This is a genomic window from Paenibacillus sp. FSL M7-0802, from assembly GCF_038004945.1.
In the GTDB taxonomy this organism is placed as follows: domain Bacteria; phylum Bacillota; class Bacilli; order Paenibacillales; family Paenibacillaceae; genus Paenibacillus; species Paenibacillus polymyxa_B.
On record NZ_JBBOSD010000001.1, the window covers coordinates 511,735 to 533,237 of the forward strand.

At 46.4% G+C, this 21,503-nt stretch carries 22 protein-coding genes; 1 reads left to right on the forward strand and 21 read right to left on the reverse strand.

Going from position 1 to position 21,503, the window contains the following annotated elements; genetic code table 11:
• Positions 1-53: 53 nt before the first annotated feature.
• The 8 genes from hslU to MHB54_RS02710 all read right to left on the reverse strand — a co-directional run bounded on the left by hslU (position 54) and on the right by MHB54_RS02710 (position 10,096).
• A complete protein-coding gene (gene hslU / locus MHB54_RS02675; protein WP_264453885.1) occupies positions 54-1,454 on the reverse strand; it encodes an ATP-dependent protease ATPase subunit HslU in 1,401 nt (466 codons plus the stop codon).
• A 36-nt stretch (positions 1,455-1,490) separates the two neighbouring features.
• A complete protein-coding gene (hslV, locus tag MHB54_RS02680) occupies positions 1,491-2,033 on the reverse strand; it encodes an ATP-dependent protease subunit HslV (RefSeq protein ID WP_013309881.1) in 543 nt (180 codons plus the stop codon).
• A 26-nt stretch (positions 2,034-2,059) separates the two neighbouring features.
• Complete coding sequence (trmFO, locus tag MHB54_RS02685; protein ID WP_075154070.1) at positions 2,060-3,400, reverse strand: FADH(2)-oxidizing methylenetetrahydrofolate--tRNA-(uracil(54)-C(5))-methyltransferase TrmFO; 1,341 nt, start codon at positions 3,398-3,400, stop codon at positions 2,060-2,062.
• A gap of 27 nt (positions 3,401-3,427) precedes the next feature.
• Entirely contained in the window at positions 3,428-5,530 is a 2,103-nt protein-coding gene (gene topA / locus MHB54_RS02690) for a type I DNA topoisomerase (RefSeq protein ID WP_023988184.1), read from the reverse strand.
• A gap of 286 nt (positions 5,531-5,816) precedes the next feature.
• Entirely contained in the window at positions 5,817-6,935 is a 1,119-nt protein-coding gene (gene dprA / locus MHB54_RS02695; protein WP_023988183.1) for a DNA-processing protein DprA, read from the reverse strand.
• 227 nt (positions 6,936-7,162) lie between these two features.
• The gene (gene sucD / locus MHB54_RS02700; RefSeq protein ID WP_028542729.1) at positions 7,163-8,092 is read right to left on the reverse strand and encodes a succinate--CoA ligase subunit alpha; all 930 of its coding nucleotides are present in this window, start codon (positions 8,090-8,092) and stop codon (positions 7,163-7,165) included.
• 49 nt (positions 8,093-8,141) lie between these two features.
• Positions 8,142-9,302, reverse strand: coding sequence for an ADP-forming succinate--CoA ligase subunit beta (gene sucC, locus MHB54_RS02705; RefSeq protein ID WP_264453886.1), 1,161 nt, complete (start codon positions 9,300-9,302; stop codon positions 8,142-8,144).
• Between the two features lie 323 nt (positions 9,303-9,625).
• Positions 9,626-10,096, reverse strand: a complete 471-nt coding sequence (locus tag MHB54_RS02710) for a MarR family winged helix-turn-helix transcriptional regulator (protein WP_023988180.1) — start codon at positions 10,094-10,096, stop codon at positions 9,626-9,628.
• 147 nt (positions 10,097-10,243) lie between these two features.
• Here MHB54_RS02710 and MHB54_RS02715 point away from each other — a divergent pair, with 147 nt between their 5' ends.
• Positions 10,244-10,672, forward strand: coding sequence for an organic hydroperoxide resistance protein (locus MHB54_RS02715; RefSeq protein WP_025723282.1), 429 nt, complete (start codon positions 10,244-10,246; stop codon positions 10,670-10,672).
• A gap of 373 nt (positions 10,673-11,045) precedes the next feature.
• Here MHB54_RS02715 and MHB54_RS02720 read toward each other — a convergent pair whose 3' ends face one another.
• From MHB54_RS02720 to rpsP, 13 genes are all read right to left on the reverse strand, one after another.
• The gene (locus MHB54_RS02720) at positions 11,046-12,665 is read right to left on the reverse strand and encodes a YifB family Mg chelatase-like AAA ATPase (RefSeq protein WP_264453887.1); all 1,620 of its coding nucleotides are present in this window, start codon (positions 12,663-12,665) and stop codon (positions 11,046-11,048) included.
• Positions 12,666-12,828: 163 nt separating this feature from the next.
• Entirely contained in the window at positions 12,829-13,380 is a 552-nt protein-coding gene (locus MHB54_RS02725) for a nitroreductase family protein (RefSeq protein WP_264453888.1), read from the reverse strand.
• 155 nt (positions 13,381-13,535) lie between these two features.
• Positions 13,536-13,919, reverse strand: a complete 384-nt coding sequence (locus MHB54_RS02730) for a YraN family protein (protein ID WP_076156885.1) — start codon at positions 13,917-13,919, stop codon at positions 13,536-13,538.
• Entirely contained in the window at positions 13,919-14,218 is a 300-nt protein-coding gene (locus MHB54_RS02735; RefSeq protein WP_023988176.1) for an EscU/YscU/HrcU family type III secretion system export apparatus switch protein, read from the reverse strand. Before MHB54_RS02735 ends, MHB54_RS02730 begins: the two co-directional genes overlap by 1 nt.
• Positions 14,215-16,320 (reverse strand): DNA ligase, encoded by a 2,106-nt coding sequence (locus MHB54_RS02740; RefSeq protein WP_264453889.1) that lies wholly within the window; start codon positions 16,318-16,320, stop codon positions 14,215-14,217. Before MHB54_RS02740 ends, MHB54_RS02735 begins: the two co-directional genes overlap by 4 nt.
• Positions 16,321-16,410: 90 nt before the next feature.
• The gene (locus MHB54_RS02745) at positions 16,411-17,058 is read right to left on the reverse strand and encodes a ribonuclease HII (protein ID WP_209941739.1); all 648 of its coding nucleotides are present in this window, start codon (positions 17,056-17,058) and stop codon (positions 16,411-16,413) included.
• Positions 17,059-17,268: 210 nt separating this feature from the next.
• Positions 17,269-18,129: a ribosome biogenesis GTPase YlqF gene (gene ylqF, locus MHB54_RS02750; protein ID WP_264453890.1), complete on the reverse strand. Its 861-nt coding sequence runs from the start codon at positions 18,127-18,129 to the stop codon at positions 17,269-17,271.
• Positions 18,130-18,215: 86 nt separating this feature from the next.
• Positions 18,216-18,842, reverse strand: coding sequence for a signal peptidase I (gene lepB, locus MHB54_RS02755; protein ID WP_023988172.1), 627 nt, complete (start codon positions 18,840-18,842; stop codon positions 18,216-18,218).
• 101 nt (positions 18,843-18,943) lie between these two features.
• Complete coding sequence (gene rplS / locus MHB54_RS02760; RefSeq protein ID WP_010346403.1) at positions 18,944-19,288, reverse strand: 50S ribosomal protein L19; 345 nt, start codon at positions 19,286-19,288, stop codon at positions 18,944-18,946.
• Between the two features lie 224 nt (positions 19,289-19,512).
• The gene (gene trmD, locus MHB54_RS02765; protein WP_023988171.1) at positions 19,513-20,331 is read right to left on the reverse strand and encodes a tRNA (guanosine(37)-N1)-methyltransferase TrmD; all 819 of its coding nucleotides are present in this window, start codon (positions 20,329-20,331) and stop codon (positions 19,513-19,515) included.
• Positions 20,331-20,846, reverse strand: a complete 516-nt coding sequence (gene rimM / locus MHB54_RS02770; protein WP_013309864.1) for a ribosome maturation factor RimM — start codon at positions 20,844-20,846, stop codon at positions 20,331-20,333. Before rimM ends, trmD begins: the two co-directional genes overlap by 1 nt.
• Positions 20,847-20,943: 97 nt before the next feature.
• Positions 20,944-21,174, reverse strand: a complete 231-nt coding sequence (locus tag MHB54_RS02775; RefSeq protein ID WP_013309863.1) for a KH domain-containing protein — start codon at positions 21,172-21,174, stop codon at positions 20,944-20,946.
• A 23-nt stretch (positions 21,175-21,197) separates the two neighbouring features.
• Positions 21,198-21,470: a 30S ribosomal protein S16 gene (gene rpsP, locus MHB54_RS02780; RefSeq protein ID WP_013309862.1), complete on the reverse strand. Its 273-nt coding sequence runs from the start codon at positions 21,468-21,470 to the stop codon at positions 21,198-21,200.
• Positions 21,471-21,503 lie beyond the last annotated feature (33 nt).

Below are 21,503 nucleotides of genomic sequence, written 5' to 3' on the forward strand. Positions count from 1 at the left end.
CGGTGCAAGATAGTGTTATTCTGGACCACACACCCTATTTTTAGAAACCCTATTCATAAAATATACTGACTAAGGTCCCTGTTTTGGGCAATATCTCCCAGCTTCTCACGTACATATTCCGGGGTAATGATCATACGATCCAATGTAAGCTCTGGTGCTTCAAACGACAGATCCTCCAGCAGCTTTTCTAGAATGGTATGCAAACGACGTGCGCCAATATTTTCGGTGTTGCGATTTACAGACTCAGCAATGCTGGCAATCTCACGGATCGCTTCCGCAGAAAATTCGACTTCAATCTCCTCAGTACGGAGTAGATCAGTGTATTGCTTGGTCAGCGCATTTTTAGGCTCCGTCAGTATCGACACAAACTCATCCAAAGTCAGGCTACTTAATTCCACACGGATTGGAAAACGGCCCTGAAGCTCAGGGATCAGGTCAGATGGTTTTGCAACATGAAAAGCTCCTGCAGCAATAAACAGAATGTAATCTGTTCTTACCGGACCGTATTTGGTCATGATGGTAGATCCCTCGACAATAGGTAAAATATCGCGCTGGACGCCTTCTCTCGACACATCGGGGCCGCTCCCCTTACCCTGGCTGGCAATCTTATCTATTTCATCAATAAAAATAATACCGGATTGCTCAGCACGCTTCACAGACTCCTGAATCACATCATCCATATCGATCAATTTGGCAGCTTCATCTTGAATTAGCACCTTGCGAGCTTCCTTGAGTGGTAGCTTGCGCTTCTTCGTCCGCTTGGGCAGAAAACTTCCGAACATCTCCTGCATATTCATACCCATTTGTTCATTCCCTTGCCCAGCAAACATATCGAGCATATTGGGTGCAGTATCCTCCACATCAATCTCTATAACATCATCCTCAAGCTTACCAGACAACAGATCGAATTTAACCTTACGGCGCTTTTCTGCCAAAGATCCATCCTGTTGTGGTGGTTCTTCTTCTACCGAAGTTCCCGTGTTATTGCCAAATAGCATTTCAAAGGGATTACGTTGCGATTTGTTTGACTTTTCTGCAGGTACAAGGATGCTGACAATCCGTTCATTTGCCATGTCCTCCGCTTTGTCCTTCACATTCTCTGTTCGTTCCGTCTTAACGATGCGAATAGAGGTTTCCATCAGATCACGCACCATGGATTCCACATCACGACCGACGTAACCCACTTCTGTAAATTTGGTCGCCTCTACCTTGACAAAAGGAGCTCCCACGAGCCGTGCAAGTCTACGTGCAATTTCAGTTTTACCCACACCAGTCGGCCCGATCATCAAAATATTTTTAGGCACAATTTCATCCCGGATATCATCCGGCAGCTTACTACGCCGATAACGGTTACGCAAGGCAACAGCAACAGATTTTTTAGCTTCCTTTTGTCCGACAATATACTTATCCAGCTCGGATACCACTTGTCTGGGCGTCAACGATTGATTATTCATTTTGCACTCCTCCACCCTTGAATACTCAGAGCCGATTTACAGTTCTTCCACGATAATCTGATTGTTCGTATACACACATATTTCCGAAGCAACCTCTAGCGCTTCCCGTGCCATGTCCTTTGCTTCCATGCCAGAGCCATGGCGTTTGAAAGCACGGGCAGCCGCCAATGCAAAATTACCACCTGAGCCAATGGCAAGCACATCATCATCCGGCTCGATAATTTCGCCGCCTCCAGAAATGAGCAGCATTCCGGATGAGTCCATCACAATCATGAGCGCTTCCAGCTTGCGCAGAATACGATCCTGACGCCAGTCCTTGGCCAGTTCCACGGCTGCTCTTTGAAGATTTCCGTGGTGTTCCTCTAGCTTATTTTCGAACTTTTCAAATAACGTGATAGCATCTGCCACCGAACCCGCAAATCCCGCAACGACCTGACCACGATACAATCTGCGCACTTTTTTTGCCGTCTGCTTCATTACAACACTGTTGCCGAACGTTACCTGTCCATCACCCGCAATAGCTCCTTTGCCATTGTGGCGTACAGCGCAGATGGTGGTAGCATGAAAGGACATATCCATAACGCGCTCCTCCTTTTCCTTCATCCTTATGCCTGTACTTCAGCTGACATAACTCCCGTTTTGTTGATATAACCATGCAAACTTTCCAGCGCGCGATTAGCGAGAGCTTCATTCTTTTCCTTTTTGTTACGAATCCGTTTCTCCAACTTTGGAAGCAAACCAAAGTTTGCATTCATCGGTTGAAAATGCTTAAAATCAGCGGTCGTAATATACCGCGCCATGCTGCCTAATGTCGTTTCTGCAGGAAATACAAACATTTCCTGTCCACGCGCTGCTCGTGCCGCATTCATCCCGGCCAGCAGACCAGAAGCCGCCGACTCCACATATCCCTCTACACCGGTCATTTGTCCGGCGAAGAATAGATTACTTCTTCCCTTGAACTGATAGGTTGGATGAAGTTGCTGCGGAGAATTAATAAAGGTATTGCGATGCATCACACCGTAACGAACAAACTCTGCCTCTTCAAGACCCGGAATCATTGAAAATACACGCTTTTGCTCCCCCCATTTGAGGTGAGTCTGGAAACCAACCAGATTATACAACGTTCCTGCGGCGTTATCCTGCCGAAGCTGAACAACTGCGTGGGGCAGTTCACCTGTATGTGGATTTACGAGACCCACAGGTTTCATCGGTCCGAACAATGCCGTTTGTTTCCCACGTTGCATCATCACTTCGATGGGCATACAGCCTTCGAAATAAATTTCTTTTTCGAATTCCTTGACTTGCGCTACCTCAGCCGTAATCAGAGCCTCATAAAAAGCATCAAATTCCGCTTCGTTCATCGGACAATTCAAGTACGCTGCTTCTCCCTTATCATAACGGGAAGCCAGATAAACCTTGCTCATGTCGATAGAGTCCTTTTCTACAATCGGGGCTGCCGCATCGTAAAAATAAAAATACTCCTCTCCCATCAGCGATTTAATCTGTTCCGACAAAGCTGGAGAAGTTAAAGGCCCCGTCGCAATGACCACAATACCGTCCTGTGGGATTTCCTGAAGCTCTTCATTAACAACCTCGATCAAAGGGTGTTGATGAAGCGTATCAGTAATATGACCGGAAAATCCGTCACGATCCACTGCCAATGCACCGCCAGCCGGAACTGCATGACGATCTGCTGCACTCAGAATCAAGGAGTTCAGTATTCTCATCTCTTCCTTCAGTACGCCTACTGCATTCGTTAGGCCGTTTGCCCGCAAGGAATTACTGCATACCAGTTCGGCAAATTTATCTGTATGATGTGCTGGTGTTTTTACAACCGGCCTCATTTCATATAACTTAACTGGCACTCCACGGCTTGCAATTTGCCAGGCAGCTTCGCTGCCCGCCAAACCTGCTCCGATGACCGTTACCTTTTGTAGTTCACTCACGTTTAAATCCCCCTGCTATTGTTGTTCTTAAGAAGTCTCTACGCTCTCATCGCTCTCTTCCAGCATTTCGCTGTGATCGCAGACAGTACAGTTGAGCTTCGTTCCTTGTTTTGTACGTTTTTCGACCATTAGGCTACTGCAACTTGGGCAAGGCTTAATGGACGGTTTATCCCAAGAAACAAAATCACATTCCGGGTAGCGGTCACATCCATAGAAGACACGTCCCTTTTTACTCCGTCGTTCGACGACATGACCCTCACCGCATGTAGGACAATTAATCCCGATATCCTTAACAATTGGCTTTGTGTTACGGCAATCTGGAAAAGCAGAACAGGCCAGGAATTTACCAAATCGGCCAAGCTTATACACCATTTGGCTGCCACACTTATCACAAATGACATCGGATACTTCATCTTTTATTTCAATTTCTTTCATTTCTTCTTCAGCCACTTCAAGTCGCTTCTCGAATGACTCGTAAAAATCACTCAACACCTTGACCCAATTACCTTCGCCTTCTTCGACGTGGTCAAGATCACCTTCCATGTTAGCTGTAAACTCCACATTCAGAATCTCTGGGAAGAACTCCTCCATCTGTTCGATGACCAATTCGCCCAGCTCTGTAGGGAAAAACTTCTTCTCTTCAATAGCAACGTACCCACGTTTCTGAATGGTTTCCAGCGTTGGTGCATACGTACTTGGACGTCCTATACCCAGTTCTTCCAGCGTCTTCACCAGTCGCGCTTCCGTATAACGGGGAGGCGGTTGTGTAAAATGCTGCTTCGGCTCAACCGCTTCTTTTTTTAACTTATCGCCTGGTTGAAGTGGTGGCAGCAGTTTATCTTCTTCGGTTTTACCGTCGTCATTTCCCTCTACATACACTTTCATGAAACCTGGAAAACGAACCTTAGAACCTGCTGCCCGGAATATCGTCTCACCCGCTTCAATATCTACGGACAAAGTATCCATAATAGCAGAAGCCATCTGGCTGGCCATGAAACGTTCCCATACCAATTTGTACAAACGGAACTGATCCCGACTCATAAACGGCTTAACTGTTTCCGGATCGCGTAACGCAGAGGTTGGACGAATCGCTTCATGCGCATCCTGGGCGTTGGCCGCTTTTTTTGAATATTGACGAGGAGTTTCAGGTACAAAAGCTTCGCCATATTTTTGAATAATTAATTCTTTCGCTTCCTCTTGAGCTGAAGCGGCGATCCGTGTGGAATCCGTACGCATATACGTAATCAGACCCACGGTCCCTTCTTTACCTAAATCCACACCCTCATATAGTTGCTGAGCTACAGACATCGTTTTAGATGCACGGAAGTTGAGCTTCCGAGCCGCCTCCTGCTGCAAGGAACTTGTTGTGAATGGAGGAGAAGGATTGCGTAAACGCTCTTTCTCTTTAACATCGCGTACCTTGTAGGACGATTTTCCGATAGCTTCTAACACTTCTTGTACATCCGCTTCGCTAGAGAGTTCTTTCTTTTCACCGCGTAGCTTATGAAATTTCGCTTCAAAGGTACTGTCTTTAATAGCTAGTTTAGCTGTAATCGTCCAGTATTCTTCCGGTACAAACTCACTGATCTCGTTTTCCCGGTCCAAAATAATTTTCACCGCAACCGACTGCACACGCCCAGCGGATAGGCCCTTTTTTACCTTTTTCCAGAGCAACGGGCTGATTTTGTAGCCAACAAGTCGATCCAGTATCCGTCGTGCCTGCTGAGCATTGACCAAATCCATATTGATTTTACGGGGTGTTTTAAAAGCATCTTTGACAGCCTGCTTCGTAATTTCATTAAATACAACACGGCAATCTGCTGTATCGTCCAGTTCCAGCGCATGCGCCAGATGCCAGGCAATAGCTTCACCTTCGCGATCCGGGTCAGCCGCCAGATATACTTTTTTTACTTTTTTTCGGGCATCCTTTAATTCTTTTAGAATTGAGCCTTTACCTCGAATGGTAATGTATTTGGGATTAAAATCATTTTCGACCTCTACGCCGATCTGACTCTTCGGTAAATCCCTGATATGACCCATGGAAGCCTTGACGATATATTTGCTGCCTAAGTATTTGCCGATCGTCTTCGCCTTGGAAGGCGATTCCACGATGACGAGTGAATCCGCCATAGGCTCTTCCTCCTCTCAATTACACACATGAATATGATAGACTTCCTGAAATGTGGTGAGTTATGACGCGATAGAGAGCTTCACAGATTGGTCATTCTTCCGGATCGCTGAGATTCTTCAGAAAAATTCCATCTGCTCCGCTGCTGCGAGTCATAATGTCAACACATTTCAGGAAGTGGGGAAGGAGTAGGAATCCGCGACGCGGATGAATGCCATACTGCCCTCCACCTGATGTTTAAAATTGAATTTGTGCATTTACTAACTAAGGACTTTGCAAAAACAACTACTAAATAAGCTTGTATTTTGTGCCCGCTAGCTGGGCGATCCTTTTTTTTATGATTAACGATAACAGAACTGCGTGTAAAAGTCCAAAATCCCATGCCGTAGCATCAAGCAGTTCATCCAGTGTCATGGTTCCCTGTTCAAGCAACAGTATGACACGGTTTTCCTCAGAAGTCTCACTTTCTGGCACTTTGGAGACCTCCTTCAGATTAAGACTCTGCTCTCTATTGTATGAAGAAACCTCCCTTGTACGCAAATCTGCTTCATACTCCTCAATAATATCCGAAGCTTCAGTGACCGTTTTTGCCCCTTGCTTAATCAAGCTCAGCGTACCTCTACTCTTCGGTGACGTAATGGGTCCGGGAACAGCAAACACATCTCGATTTGCCTCCAGTGCAGCATCAGCGGTAATCAAGGAGCCGCTTCTTGCATCTGCTTCGACAACAAGCGTTCCCTTCGTTAGACCGGCTATAATCCGATTACGTTGTGGAAACATTCCTGGATGCGACCTTGTGCCTGGAGGATACTCTGATAAGATCAAGCCATTGCTAGCCATCTCTGCAAATAAAGACGCATTTTGGGGAGGATAAATTTGATCAATCGCTGTTCCCAGTACACCAATCGTGTTTCCTCCCCGACGCAGGGCTGTTTCGTGACAAATACTGTCAATCCCTCTCGCCAATCCGCTAACGATTGTAATCCCTGCATTACATAATCCCTCTGTTAGTATCTCCGCTGCTCTACGTCCATAAGCGGTGGGAACGCGGGTTCCTACCATGGCTATAGAACATGTATGCAAAAGTGATTTATCCCCTTTTGTATACATTACCCAAGGTGGGTCAACTGTTTCCTTCATTAATAGGGGATAATCCTCGTCCACATAAGTTACCGTTCCAATATCACCGGATTGAACTCGCTGATATCGTTCATGCACCCATTCTTCATCATAACACTGAGCCGCAATGCGTGCCTGAGCAGGGCTTAACCCTATCTCGATCCACTTCTGTTCGCTAAAATGCAGTAGCTCATGCAATTGATAGTCACTCGACCAAATACGCTGAATTGTTTTTCTTCCGATTCCCTCTAACTCATGTAAGCCTAACAAAAGCCATCTTTCTTCCAAACTATGGTTCCCCCATTCACGGAAGAGTGAACCCTCCCTTATTTTGTGGCACAATGAATCATTTTGCAAGCGTTTCCCTGACAAGCCTGTCTTAACGCAAAAAAAGCAACCTTTTCATCCCCTGTTTCAGAAGATAAAAAGGTTGCTTACCTTTCTTTCATTATACACTAGCCTGCGGCAAATTTCGATGCAGTTTTATGGCCTGTATATTAATGAAGAAACACGATTTAATGTGTCGTACACAAATTCAAAATACCACGTGCTTCCAGCACACTTACCAGTGTCGAGCCCATTTCGGAAGGAGTCGGTGCCACCTTGATCCCACAGGCTTCAAGCGTGGCAATTTTCTCTTTGGCCGTTCCTTTTCCACCAGAAATAATGGCACCTGCATGCCCCATCCGTTTGCCTGGAGGCGCAGTCACACCGCCGATAAAACCAACCACTGGCTTCGTCATATTGTCCCTGATCCACTCGGCAGCCTCTTCCTCGGCTGTACCACCAATTTCTCCGATCATAATGACAGCATGAGTGTTGGGGTCCTCATTGAAGCGTTGCAAAATATCAATGAATTCTGAACCTTTAACGGGGTCACCGCCAATACCAACCGCAGAAGATTGTCCTATACCTCGGGTCGTTAACTGATGCACTGCTTCATAGGTCAAAGTACCACTACGTGACACAACGCCTACATGACCTGGTAGATGAATGTAACCTGGCATAATACCGATTTTACATTCTCCTGGCGTAATAACGCCCGGGCAGTTAGGGCCAATCAGAACGGTCTTTTTACCTTCCATAAAACGTTTGACCCTGATCATATCAAGCACCGGAATGCCCTCCGTGATACAAATCACGAGATCTAATTCCGCATCTACAGCCTCCAAAATGGAATCTGCGGCAAAAGCTGGTGGCACGTAAATCACGCTCGCTGTTGCGCTAGTAGCTTCCTTGGCTTCGCTCACTGTATTAAACACCGGCAATTTGACCTGTTGTCCGTTCTCCAGTGTAATTTCTACCTCGGTGCCTCCCTTACCTGGAGAGGTGCCACCTACCATTTGTGTACCGTAATCAAGTGCACCCTTGGCATGAAACAACGCCGTTTTTCCCGTAATCCCCTGTGTAATCACCTTTGTATGCTTATCGACCAAAATACTCACGATCTTCACATCCCCTATCGTTTATTCGGCATATCGGAATGCAAACAGGCTATTGAACAAGTTCGACGATTTTTTGGGCGCCATCCGCCATGGAATCGGCTGCCACGATATTCAAACCGGATTCCGCTAAAATCTGTTTGCCGAGCTCAACATTCGTACCTTCAAGACGGACAACAAGCGGACGAGTCAGCCCCAACTGTTTGGCAGCCTCCACGATGCCGTTCGCAATGATGTCACACTGCATAATTCCGCCGAAAATGTTCACGAAAATACCTTCTACCTTCGGATCGGACAAAATGATTTTGAACGCTTCGGTTACCTTTTCCGTCGTCGCACCGCCCCCTACGTCTAGGAAGTTGGCCGGATCGCCACCGTAATATTTAATAATATCCATGGTTGCCATCGCCAAACCCGCACCATTGACCATACAGCCAATATTTCCGTCCAGAGCGATATAGCTTAGATCGTATTTAGATGCCTCAATTTCCTTCTCATCCTCTTCATCCAAATCACGCAATTCCAAAATATCCTTATGACGGAACAACGCATTAGAATCAAAATTCAGTTTGGCATCCAACGCCAGTACATTCCCATCACCCGTAACGACTAAGGGATTGATTTCTGCAATCGAACAATCCTTGTCCACAAAAGCTTCGTATAGCGCCAGCATAAACTTGACCGCTTTGTTTACCAGTTCATTAGGAATATTAATGTCATATGCCAACTTACGCGCCTGATACACCTGAAGCCCAATCGCTGGATCAACAACCGCTTTAAAAATTTTCTCCGGAGTGGCTGCAGCCACCTCTTCGATTTCCGTACCGCCTTCTTCTGAGGCCATCATTACGATACGTCCAGTCGCACGATCTACGACAACGCCGACGTAATATTCTTTACGAATATCGCAGCCTTCCTCAACCAAAAGGCGTTTGACCTCTTTACCTTCAGGTCCGGTCTGATGCGTCACCAGCACCTTACCCAAAATTTCAGAAGCAAAAGTCCGCACCTCATCCAAACCTTTGGCAACTTTCACGCCACCCGCTTTACCGCGTCCACCAGCATGAATTTGTGCTTTTACCACCGTAACAGCGCTTCCAAGCGATTCTGCCGCAGCAACGGCTTCCTCCACCGTATAGGCAACCTTACCGTTCGGTACAGCCACTCCGTACTGCTTTAATACTTCTTTACCCTGATATTCATGGATATTCATTCTGGAATCCTCCTATCAACATGACTGCAACAAGGGCGGTTCACAAGGAAATCTATACTAAACCTACATCATTGTAACATGTTTTTAAAACGCTTTCCTTATAATTTAACCTCATGAATTACAGTATTTTGATATCATTATCATTCCCAAAATCGAATGCTTGGATATTATTGGATATTACCATTAATACAAATTCACACAAAAAAAGCACCTCTGCAAATGGGATTACCCAGCAATGAGAGGCACTTTATTTCTTCAAGCATTATTACTTTCAGCTGAGAACAACTCATGCCATAAGATTCGCAAGAGCAACTGAAAATACCTTATGATTTTTCAATTTGTACATTCGCTTGATGAACACGATCAAGCAGATCATTGAACTGGAGCAGAAGCGACCCAAATTGATCATGAGTCATACTTGTTTTTTCCTGGATACATCCTGGTACAGATAGAGCTTTTTCCCGTAATGCGCTTCCCTCTGTCGTCAAAGAAATCAGCACCTTACGCTCATCCTGAGTGGAACGCTTTCGATCGATCAGCCCGGCGTTCTGCAATCTCTTCAATAGCGGAGTTAGTGTGCCGGAGTCCAAATATAGTGCCTCACCCAATTCCTTCACTGTACACTCTTCACGCTCCCAGAGCACGATAAGTACCAAATATTGCGAGTACGTCACACCGAGCTTTTCCAGATAAGGCTGGTATAGCTTCGTAATCTCTCTGGAGCATGCATATATGGCAAAGCATAACTGATTATCAAGTTTTAACGCTGTACCTTCATTAGGGTTGTTTTCCATGCTGTCTGATCACCTACTTTCGTCATTATTTTAGCACATTGTATAATAAAATACATGCTAATTGCACAAAATACTTTACAAACCATAATTATTTTGATAAATTAAATTGTGTAAAATATAAATTGAGCGAGAGGCAGTGATTGGATTATGATGACCATTCAACAAAAAATGTATGAAACAACAGTAAAAGCGGTTGGTGGACGTAACGGTTATATCGAGTCTTCTTCCCCTGAACTTCGTTTAGATATTGATACCCCAAAAGAAATGGGCGGCGCAGGCGGTGCAGGTACGAATCCAGAGCAATTGTTCGCAGCAGGCTATTCCGCTTGCTTTGATAGTGCTTTAAATATGGTTGCTCGCATGCAACGTGTTAAGCATGAAGGTACTGAAGTAACAGCTACGGTCCATTTCGGCAAAGTGGAAGACGGCGGCTTCGGAATTGGAGTAAACCTCGATGTATTGGTAAAAGGCGTCGATCATGAAACTGCATTAAAACTGGTGGAAGGCGCACACGAACAATGTCCATACTCCCGCGCTACCCGCGGTAATATTGAAGTGAAACTGAACGTCTTGTAACTCAGATTTTCTTTAGCATATGTAGGGGGATATCTCCATCTCTCTTCATGGATTCAATAGTTTCGTTAGAATGAATTTCACAACAAGCCCCTCAACCGTTTTTTGTCGAGGGGCTTATTATCCTTTCAGCTATCCCTTCGTTAAAGACTGTTTATTTTTTTCCATCAAGTAACATGGGAGATGCTGCATAAACGTATATACGAAACTGATATACTCATAGTATAATCACTATTGTCATAATCTTATTTTTCTTCTCCAGATCTTTATTGTCTGGAGCTTTTTTTGTCCTTTTTTCCATTTTCTATTGTACATACCCTTTGGAAAAACTCTTTTATAAAAATGATCGTGTTATAACTACTAGTTTTATTGCTTTTTAACTTTCGGGAAAACTGGCATTTGCTCTATCCATATGGCGGTATTGAATAGCTTCAGCCACATGTGAAATCAAAATTTTCTCTGAGTCATGTAAGTCTGCAATGGTACGCGAAAGCTTGAGAATTCGATCATACGCACGCATGCTTAAACCGAGTGCGTCCATTGTCTGATCAAGCAAGTCCGCTGCATTTTTTTCTAATACGGCATATTTACGAAGCATCTGACCGGACAGCTCACTATTCCATGAAAAGGGAAGCTTGCTATATCTGTGGATTTGTATCGCTTGAGCAGCCTGCACCTGCCTTCGCATTTCAGCGGATGACAATGATTCTTTTTCCTCCCGCCAATCCTTCGGCTGCGATACTTCAAGCTGAAGATCAATCCGATCCAGCAGTGGACCGGAAATACGTGAACGGTAGCGAGCTACTGCTGCAGGTGAACAGGTACAGCGCTGATGTTCCGTATCATTTCCGAAAAAGCCACAGTGACACGGATTTAAAGAGGCAGCAAGTAAAAAATGCGCCGGATACTTAAAAACAGCACGTGAACGACTGATCGTAACATTGTGGTCTTCCAATGGTTGGCGCAGCACTTCTAGTACATGACGGCTAAACTCAGGCAACTCATCCAGAAATAAAATCCCCCGGTGTGCAAGACTGATTTCTCCTGGTTTGGGTATACCTCCTCCACCCACCAAACCAGCAGCAGAGATCGTATGATGAGGCGAACGGAAGGGACGAATATTCATCAGATGAGGCGATGACTCCTTCCACTTCCCGGCAGCGCTGTATACTTTGGTGACTTCAAGCGCCTCCTTTTCTGTCAAAGGCGGAAGGATAGATGGCAACCTGCGGATGAGCATGGTTTTCCCAGCCCCCGGCGGTCCCATAAGCAAGATATTATGCATTCCGGCTGCAGCGATGACTAACGCACGCTTGGCGTGCAGCTGACCCAGCACATCGCTGTAATCCTCCATGTTGCTAGTTATCTCTTCTTTCTCACACAACGGTAAATGCTCTGCCTGAGGTAAATGGCCATAGGAACAGATCATGACTTGTTTACTGGCAGTACAACTCTGATTTGTCGCTTGCCTATCAACAGTCCCTTGTGCACGATCTTCAATCGGGATAAGATCTGCTAGATGACGTATAGCGTAAATACGTATACCCGTAATCAGACGAGCCTCGCTTGCGTTTTCCTGGGGAAGCAGCACGGAGTTGAATCCTTCTCGCTTGGCCAGATCAACCATGGACAGCACCCCATTTACAGGGCGAATACTGCCATCCAGCGCCAGCTCGCCAATAAACAGCGTCCGTTCTCCCACGGGTAAAACGACCTGTTCACTGGTTGTCAGCAACCCTAAAGCGATAGCAAGGTCAAAAGATGAACCTTCCTTACGCAAATCAGCAGGAGCTAAATTAATCGTGACACGCTGGGACGGATATTTAAAGCCACAGTTTTTAATTGCTGCTCTGACACGCTCCACTGCCTCTCGAATCGCCGAATCCGGCAATCCTATAATCGCTGTCTGAGGCAAGCCATTGGACAAATCAGTCTCAACTTCAATCAGAACGCCATCTATTCCATACAGACAAGCTCCGTGTAATTTTCCATACATATCAAAAAGCACCTCTCCTCATATTGGAATGCTCCCTCTCGGGAATCATTGCATATATGAAAAAAGGTGCTTCCAAATTTTCATTCTTTGCAAATGTAATGTTCGAAATTTTAGCTTCGAACTATGCTTTCAAAATTCTTGACTAAGTTTATCTGACGACAGATTATTTGTCAAACAAGGTCAGCTTATCGGCTGCGGGAGTACGTGGTCTTGATTCCGGGATAATGTCAGGATAGCCTGCATATATCATTCCTATTACCTTCTCACCCGGTTGAATTCCCAAGTGCTCACGGAACTTAGGCGAATACAAAAATGGCTTTGTCACCCAAAACGTTCCGATTCCTTTGCTCCATGCGGCAAGCATAAAGTTTTGTACAAGCGCGCTGACCGCTGCAAAATCCTCATCCCAAACCGCTTGACGCGGGTCTTCTTCCAGCACTACTAAAAGCTGGATCGGGTTGTGCAAAATGCCGCTCTCAAACTTGTTGTCCTTACCGATATCGGCTGCAATTGCTTTTGCAAGCTTTTTCCGTCCTTCACCAGCAAACAACAGAAAACGCCACGGTTCACGCATTTTATGATTAGGAGCCCACACAGCGACGTCCAGCAGTTCTTTGATCGTATCTACCGGAATGGAGTCGGATTTAAATCGTTTAATTGTCCGGCGTTCCTGAATTACATCTATGACATGTTCACTAAAGGTATGCTTTGTCACGTAAATCCTCCTTCACAGGTACAACTTCTCGATATTCATTTTCAGATGAAAATGATAACTATTCTCAATAAAATATACCTGTAGCTTTCCTTCCTGTCAACCTGCACATATGAATTCAGTCTCGCACTCTTACCTTCGAAAAAGCTCTTACTCTTTTAAAATGCGCCTATTAAATGGTTTGTAACAACTGCCTTTTCGTCAATTAATTGTACAGAAATCATGTCAAAGCGGATTGGAGCATCTCCAATCCCGTTCATATGCAAATATACAGCGGCTGTTTGGCGAACTTGGGCTATTTTACGCTCAGTAACTGATTCTGCTGGCGTTCCATATTTGGAGCTACTTCGACTACGTACCTCAATAAACACGAGTGTATGCTCCTGCTTGGCAATCAGATCTATTTCACCACTGCGGCACCGCCAATTACGCTCTATGATTCGGTAACCCAAGTTTTCTAAAAACAAAGCCGCTGCCTCTTCGCCCATCGCTCCTTTGGCTTTCCGTTGATCCTTGCTTCCAGCCTTCATCTCATTACGCATCACCAGTCATCCCTTGATGCAAGCCGATCCATTTGATATATATAAGTAAGCACCTCTGCCACCAACTGATAGAGCTCAGCAGGGATTTGTTCGTCCAAATCAAGTTTGGACAGTACTTCTACCAGCGCAGCATCCTCCTGTACTGGAACACCATGTTCTTTAGCTTTTTCTAAAATGCTATCCGCAATACGGCCGCTCCCTTTGGCAACGACAATCGGTGCTTCGCTCTCGCCAGGCGTATATTTAAGGGCGACCGCCTTCTTTATGGAAGGAGAAGGAGGTTCCAATGGCTCTTTCATATTTTAAGATCGACTCCTTTATACGGCTGAGGCACATAGCTTTGTACTTCAGAAGAGGCGAGGCTGTTCTGTTCAGTCCTTATGGGCATGGGCTCGGTACGAAGCGATAGAAGCTGGTATCCTAGTGACTCCAACGCTGTGTGAATGGACTCACGCCCACTAGTTAACAACGAAGCCGCCCATTCATGATCATTATGGAGCTTGACACTTACAATCCGATCTACAACCTGGACATCTACCAGGGTCGGTCCAAGTCCCTTCATGTCCAAATCAAACCAAAGACGACAGTTGGAGGCGTCCAGCTCTCCCCGTTTGCCGCGGCGGGACTGAATCTGGATCGTAGCTGTTTCACGACCGTCCGGTCCAACGAACGGTATAAACATGTGTACTTGTGCAAAAGGCGCCGTTCGGTCTGTATTGAGCAGCAACTGCTGACCTGTCAGGTGCTGTACAACCTGCTGAGCCGCCTCTTTCAAAGCGGGTGGCAGGTCGTCACTGCTCATCAGCTGGAGCAGTGCCCCTTTTACGGTGTCTGCGTCTGCTGACACCGTGTCCCCAGACGCAGCCGCTAATCCCGGCAGTGTCTGAGGCATTCCCTCTGGCGACTCCATACGTGCCGCCGCCCCTTGCGCGACCTGTGTAGTCGCGCGGTGCACTTGCTGCTCGTGCTCTGCACCGAGCAGCTTCAGTACGCGGCCCACCCACGGGTCTTCCGTGGGGGTGAGCTGCGGGCTGGACGCCACAGGCTGCGATGCAGCGGCGTCTGCGGCCCGCGAGGCGCCAGCCGCCCGCTGCGCCACTTCCGCTGCGGGCTGCTCTGGGGCAGCCGTGCTCAGTGCGGGCGGCACCGCCGCGCGTAGCTCTTGCAACAGCGTGCGCAGCCGCTGGAGCGGCACCTCTGGCGCAGCAGTGTTGCCTGCTGTGGATTGCGGCACAGGGGCACCAGCCTGCTGTGCCGAGAGACGGTCAGCCGTGGCTGAGGTTAAGGCGGGCTTGGCCCCCGCAGGCTCTGCCGTGGCAGCCGCTGGAGCGCCATCCGCATCCTTAAGCTGTGTGCTTGCCGCTGGAGCTTGCTGTGACTGTGACTGCTCCACTCTGGTGCGGGGACCATTTAATGCATCAGCACTCGATTCTGGCGCATTTACGCCAGTTTCCGATGCCACTGTCGCTCCGCGTCCATTGGCTGCCTCCGATTCTCCTGGAGCAGTCCCTTTGGCTGCAGATGTAGCCCCCGTCGCAGTATCTGAATCTGTTGCCAAAGCACTCGCTGCTGCAGCAAGGTTGGCTGCTTGAGTCCCTTTTAACAATTCCTTGCCGCCTGTGGTTTGTCCAGCTTCTGCCTGCTTTGCAGCGGTAGAAGCATCCTTGGACAATAGAGGTGCTTGGCCTTCCTGCCCATCTACCACCACAGAAGAAGCACCTGTTGGACTAGCAGACATTCGGTCAGCGTTCTTTATAGGTGTCGATTCCCCCACTGAACGGTCAGTGGATATTCCCTGTGCTTGCTGTTTTAATACCGTTTCAAGCTCTTGCTCCAGCGAAGACAACAGATCATTTAAAGGAGGCCCAAACATCGCTTGACGCAATCCATTTATGCTTTCTGTCGTCAATGGAAGTCCACGCTGAAAGGTAACTGCCGCCGCCTGCACAAACGTTCCCAATTGTACATTGCCGCTTTGCTTCGCCATAGCTTCTCGCAAAGAAGCCGCATTTTCCGACGTCAACGGCACACCATTCTTTTGCATTGCCTGTATAAGCTCCCTGTTCTGAGCTGTATCCGGCAGTCCCACCGATTCCAATACATCTGTCAGCGCTACGGTTTGCTGTGGTGTATTGGCCACATCGTTCAGAGGCTTAAGCACCGTCATTCCGCTGGGGGAAGCCGGTTGAACCTGAAACGTTGTAGTCTGTCCAGGTTGAAGAGGGGTCTCCAGCTTTGCCCTGACCTGAGAACCTTGTATTTGCAACACAGCCTCACCGCCGTCCTCAGACACCTTTAGCACGACTCCTCGTACGACCTGACCTGGCTGCATATCAAGTTTTTTAGCCTCTCCAGCCTTCACATCTCCAAGTAATCCACGAAATACAGATCCGATGTTCATATCGCCCCTCCTCTCACTCTCCCCCATTCAAAGGGGCTTATGGTATTAGTTATACTTTATATCGGCATTGTCCCGATTCATAATAAGTAACTACAGATCAAACAGTGTCGGTTGCTCTGTCAACAAATTGCCCAGAAAGCTGCGTCTATGCATCTTTGTAGGTCCTAGCGCCAAAATTTGTTCCCTGTGCAACTTGGTAGCGTAACCTTTATGTATACCGATCCCATATTCCGGATACTTCGCATCCCATTCACCTTTACACAGCCGATCACGGGTTACCTTGGCGATGATAGAGGCCGCCGCAATGGACTGACTGTTCGCATCTCCTTTAATAATAGAGAGCTGAGGAATAGGCACATCTACCTTTTCTGCATCCACCAGTAAATAATCAGGAGATACATGTAAAGCCTCAATAGCCTGCTTCATAGCCAAACGAGCTGCCTGCTTAATATTGATATCATCAATCGTGTGCGCGTCTACATAGCCAACTCCTACAGCAATGGCCTTCTCCATAATCAGCTCGTAGTAAGCTTCTCTCTTCTTATCCGTCAATTTTTTGGAATCATCCACACCTTCCAGTAACTCACCCACTGGTAAAATGACTGCTGCGGCCACAACATCACCAAACAGGCACCCACGACCTACCTCGTCAATACCTGCAATCCGCTCACAAGACTGCTCCCAGCATTTTTTTTCATAATGTAGCATGTCCTTCACTACAATCTCTTTATTTTCCATATTCAATACCTGCCCATCTATATGTAGTTTAACGCGTCATTCATGCCGTAGCTCTAGCGATTGAATTCAGCTTACCACAGACCTTCACCGTCCAAAACCCTTTTCTAACTGCCTTCAAATACCAAAAAAAACCTTCCTCCTCTCCGGAGAGATGGGGAAGGTTCTTCCTTGCCACAAAATGCTATGTTCTGCATCGGTGTACCAGTAAAATCAGTAAGGAGCTTCCAAACTGAATCGTCCCAGCTTCCCTGCACGCAGCTCACGCAAAATGATTTTTGACGCCTTTTCGAGATCTACACGTCCGCCGCTAACAATACAGCCACGTTTACGTCCGATCGCTTCCATAACGTTGACAATTTCATCAGGATTTTCTGTATCTTCTGGACGTTCGGTGAGCTCAAAGCGCTCTGCCAGTGCATCCCAATAGTACTGAACCAAATATTTAGTCGCAAAAAAGGCAATATCCTCGACATTCAGAATTTCTTCCTTGATCGCACCTGTAACTGCCAGACGATAGCCTACATTCTGATCCTCAAATTTAGGCCATAGAATACCTGGTGTATCCAGCAATTCAATTTCTCCGATCTTGATCCACTGCTGTGCCTTCGTTACCCCTGGACGGTCACCCGTAGCTGCAATATTACGTCCCGCCATTCGGTTGATCAGTGTCGATTTGCCGACATTCGGAATACCAACAATCAACCCACGCATAGGACGCGGGTTCATTCCCTTCCTAATCTGCCGATCTATCTTTTCCTTAAGCAGCAGCTTAGCCTGAATCGGAATTTCTTTTAGTCCCGTCCCAGATGTGGCATCCACCGGAAGGGCCACATGCCCCTGCTCCTTAAAATAGGCAATCCATTGCTGTGATACTACCGGGTCCGCCAAATCTGCTTTATTCAAAATAATCATCCGCGGCTTGCCTTGCAAAATATCATCAATCATTGGATTTCGGCTGGAGAGCGGCAATCGAGCATCAATCAGCTCAATGACCAAATCAATTAACTTTAATTTTGCTTCAATTTGGCGGCGCGCTCTGGTCATATGACCAGGAAACCATTGAATCGTCACCGTCATCACCCCATTGATCGTAACTCCTACTTTTACCCTTAGGCTCTTAGTTAGGATTACGGCAGCTATGCTGCTTATTAGTTATTCTAGTGGTTAATCCACTGCATATCTTTCGCCGGCCAGAAAATAACGTCAGCCCGACCTACGACTTCCTTCAAATCAATATATCCAATCATCCGACTGTCTGTACTATTGGAACGGTTATCTCCCATTACAAAAATATGCCCTGCCGGAACTTTTCCATCCTTAAACTTCTCATTTGGAAAATTTGTAAACTTATTGTAAAGCTCGCCATTCTGATGCGCTTCTTCTAAAGGAGCTTTCAAATAAGCTTCCTGAATCGGCTTACCATTTACTGTAATCGTGTCACCTTCTACCTTGACCGTATCTCCTTCAACGGCAATGACGCGTTTGATAAAGTCTCTTCCTTCCTCCGGCACATGAAACACGATCACTTCGCCTGGTTTAGGGGCGCGGAAATCATACAAAATCTCATTTACAATGACGCGTTCTCCGGTATGAAAGTTAGGCTGCATCGACGGGCCATCCACAATAAACGGCTTAAAGAGAAGCCAGCGGATTAAAAAGACAAGCACTAACGCAATAATGATGGCCTTGAGCCACTCAAAAATCTCATTTTTTTGTTTACGCTTGGGCGTACCATCCTGATCAGTTGGCTGCTGTACAGCTCCTTGTCCTACTTCTTGCTCCATAGCTCACTGTCCTCTCTTTACGGTCAATAATCCACAGTTCCCTATGTACGTAGAAAAAACGAAAGGAGCTTGTAACCAAGCCCCTTTCGTTATTCGTTGTATTAACGACGAATTTCTTTAATTCTCGCTGCTTTACCGCGCAGTTCACGAAGATAATAAAGCTTCGCACGACGCACTTTACCACGGCGAGCCACGTCGATTTTATCGATTTTCGGGGAATGAAGCGGGAAAGTTCTTTCCACACCTACACCGTAAGAAATTTTACGAACTGTAAAAGTCTCACTGATTCCACCACCACGGCGTTTAATTACAACACCTTCAAACAACTGGATACGCTCACGAGTTCCCTCAATAACTTTCACGTGCACTTTCAAAGTGTCACCAGGACGAAAGTTAGGCAAATCTTTACGCAGTTGTTCTTCAGTGATCGCTTGGACGATATTCATCTATGACTCCCTCCTTCCGTACAGGTGTTCATGCTTCTTCTGGAAACACAACCGTTTCCTTCATCATCCACAGAGGACCACCGTATTACACACAACAGATGTATTGTATCATGGAGGATACCGCATTGCAACAACAAAAAGGGATTTGACCAAACATTATTTAATTGACTCCATTATAAAACAGGTCACCGCCTGCTTTCAAATCCACTCATGTCTAAGGCGCTTTATTGCTTATCCCCCAAACAGTCAGATTTGCGCTGCTCCTCAATCCACATGCGCTCCTTGCCTGTCAGTTCAGCCTGTTCCAACAGGTCTGGTCGGCGTTCCATCGTGCGACGTAACGCCTCTTGGCGTCTCCAAGAATCAATATTGACGTGATGCCCTGACAGGAGTACATCAGGTACTTTCCAGCCCCGAAACTCCGCAGGCCGGGTATAATGGGGGTACTCCAGCAGCCCCGTACTAAACGAGTCCGTTACCGCACTCGTTTCGTTCCCCAGCACTCCTGGTAGCAACCGTGTCACACTGTCAATGACGGTCATGGCTGGAAGCTCACCACCAGTCAATACATAATCTCCGATAGAAAGCTCATCCGTCACCAAATACTCTCGAATACGCTCATCATAACCCTCATAATGCCCACATATAAAAATAAGATGGTCCTCTTTGGCCAGCTCTTCCGCTTTCTTTTGCGTAAAAGTCTCGCCTTGTGGACACATCAAAATGATACGCGGAGATTTTATGTCTGTGTTACGTTCTACCCCTTCATGTTGGATAACTTCATCGGCTGTCTCTAATGTTGGTTGCTCTGATTTATCCAACAGCGCTTCCACCGCAGCAAAAATAGGGTCAGGCTTCAAAACCATGCCGCCCCCACCGCCATAGGGCGTATCATCCACTTGTCCATGCTTGTTGCCAGCATACTGACGAAAATTAACCGCTTGCAGTGATACAATTCCCTTATCCCTTGCTTTTCCCAGAATGCTTGCATTAAATACTCCATCAAACATCTCTGGAAACAGGGTTAGCACATCCACCCTCATTACAGCAGACCTTCCATTAACCGTACCGTAACCCGTTTTTCACGCACGTTTACATCCAAAATAACATCCTCTATATACGGCAATAGCAGTTCCTTGCCTTTAGGCATTTTGACTACCCATACATCATTGGCTCCCGGAGTCAAAATTTCTTTGACCACGCCGAGCTCATTTCCGTCTTCGGTCACCACTTCCATGCCGACTACTTCATGAAAATAGAATTCGTTTTCTTCCAATTCGCCTAACCGCTCAGCAGATACCTTCAACAATGTACCTTTATATTTTTCAACTTCATTAATATTGTGATATTCCTTAAATTTAGCGACAACCATATTTTTTTGAAAACGCGCTGTTTCAACAGTTACGGGGATCGGTGCTTTACCTTCCGCCGGAACAATCAAAAGCTCACTACCTTTAGCAAAACGATCTTCTGGGAAATCTGTCGTCGTTAATATTTTAAGCTCCCCACGGATTCCATGGGTGTTCACAATTTTTCCGACATTAAACAATTGTTGCATCGTGTTCCTCCTGCTTGTAATCGGTCCCGCTCCATATCATCTTCATCATGTACGAAAAAGGGTTAGGACATACATCCTAACCCACTTTCGTATATCTTTAAGATATGATGTCTACGGTAACCCGTTTATCCATCTTAACGGCTGCTGATGCAACCACAGTGCGAAGCGCCTTGGCGATACGACCCTGCTTACCAATGATTTTGCCTACATCCTCAGGATGCACACTAAGCTCATATACAACAAGCCGATCCTTCTCCAAGGTCTTCACGGTTACATCTTCCGGATGATCGACTAAAGCCTTAGCAATGATTATCACTAATTCTTCCATGGTTGACCCTCCGTATCAGCACCTTATTTCTGTAGTTTAGATTCATGAAACTTTTTCATTACGCCCGCTTTGCTAAGCAAGTTACGGACTGTGTCGGATGCTTGTGCACCATCTTGCAACCATTTCAGCGCTTTATCTTCATCAATTTTTACAACCGCTGGTACTGTGATTGGGTTGTAGTAACCGATTTCTTCGATAAAACGACCGTCACGCGGGGAACGAGAATCAGATACCACGACGCGATAGAAAGGAGCTTTATGTGCACCCATACGTTTCAGACGAATACGAACTGCCACGAAAATTCACCTCCTTCAAAAAGTAGACTGTAT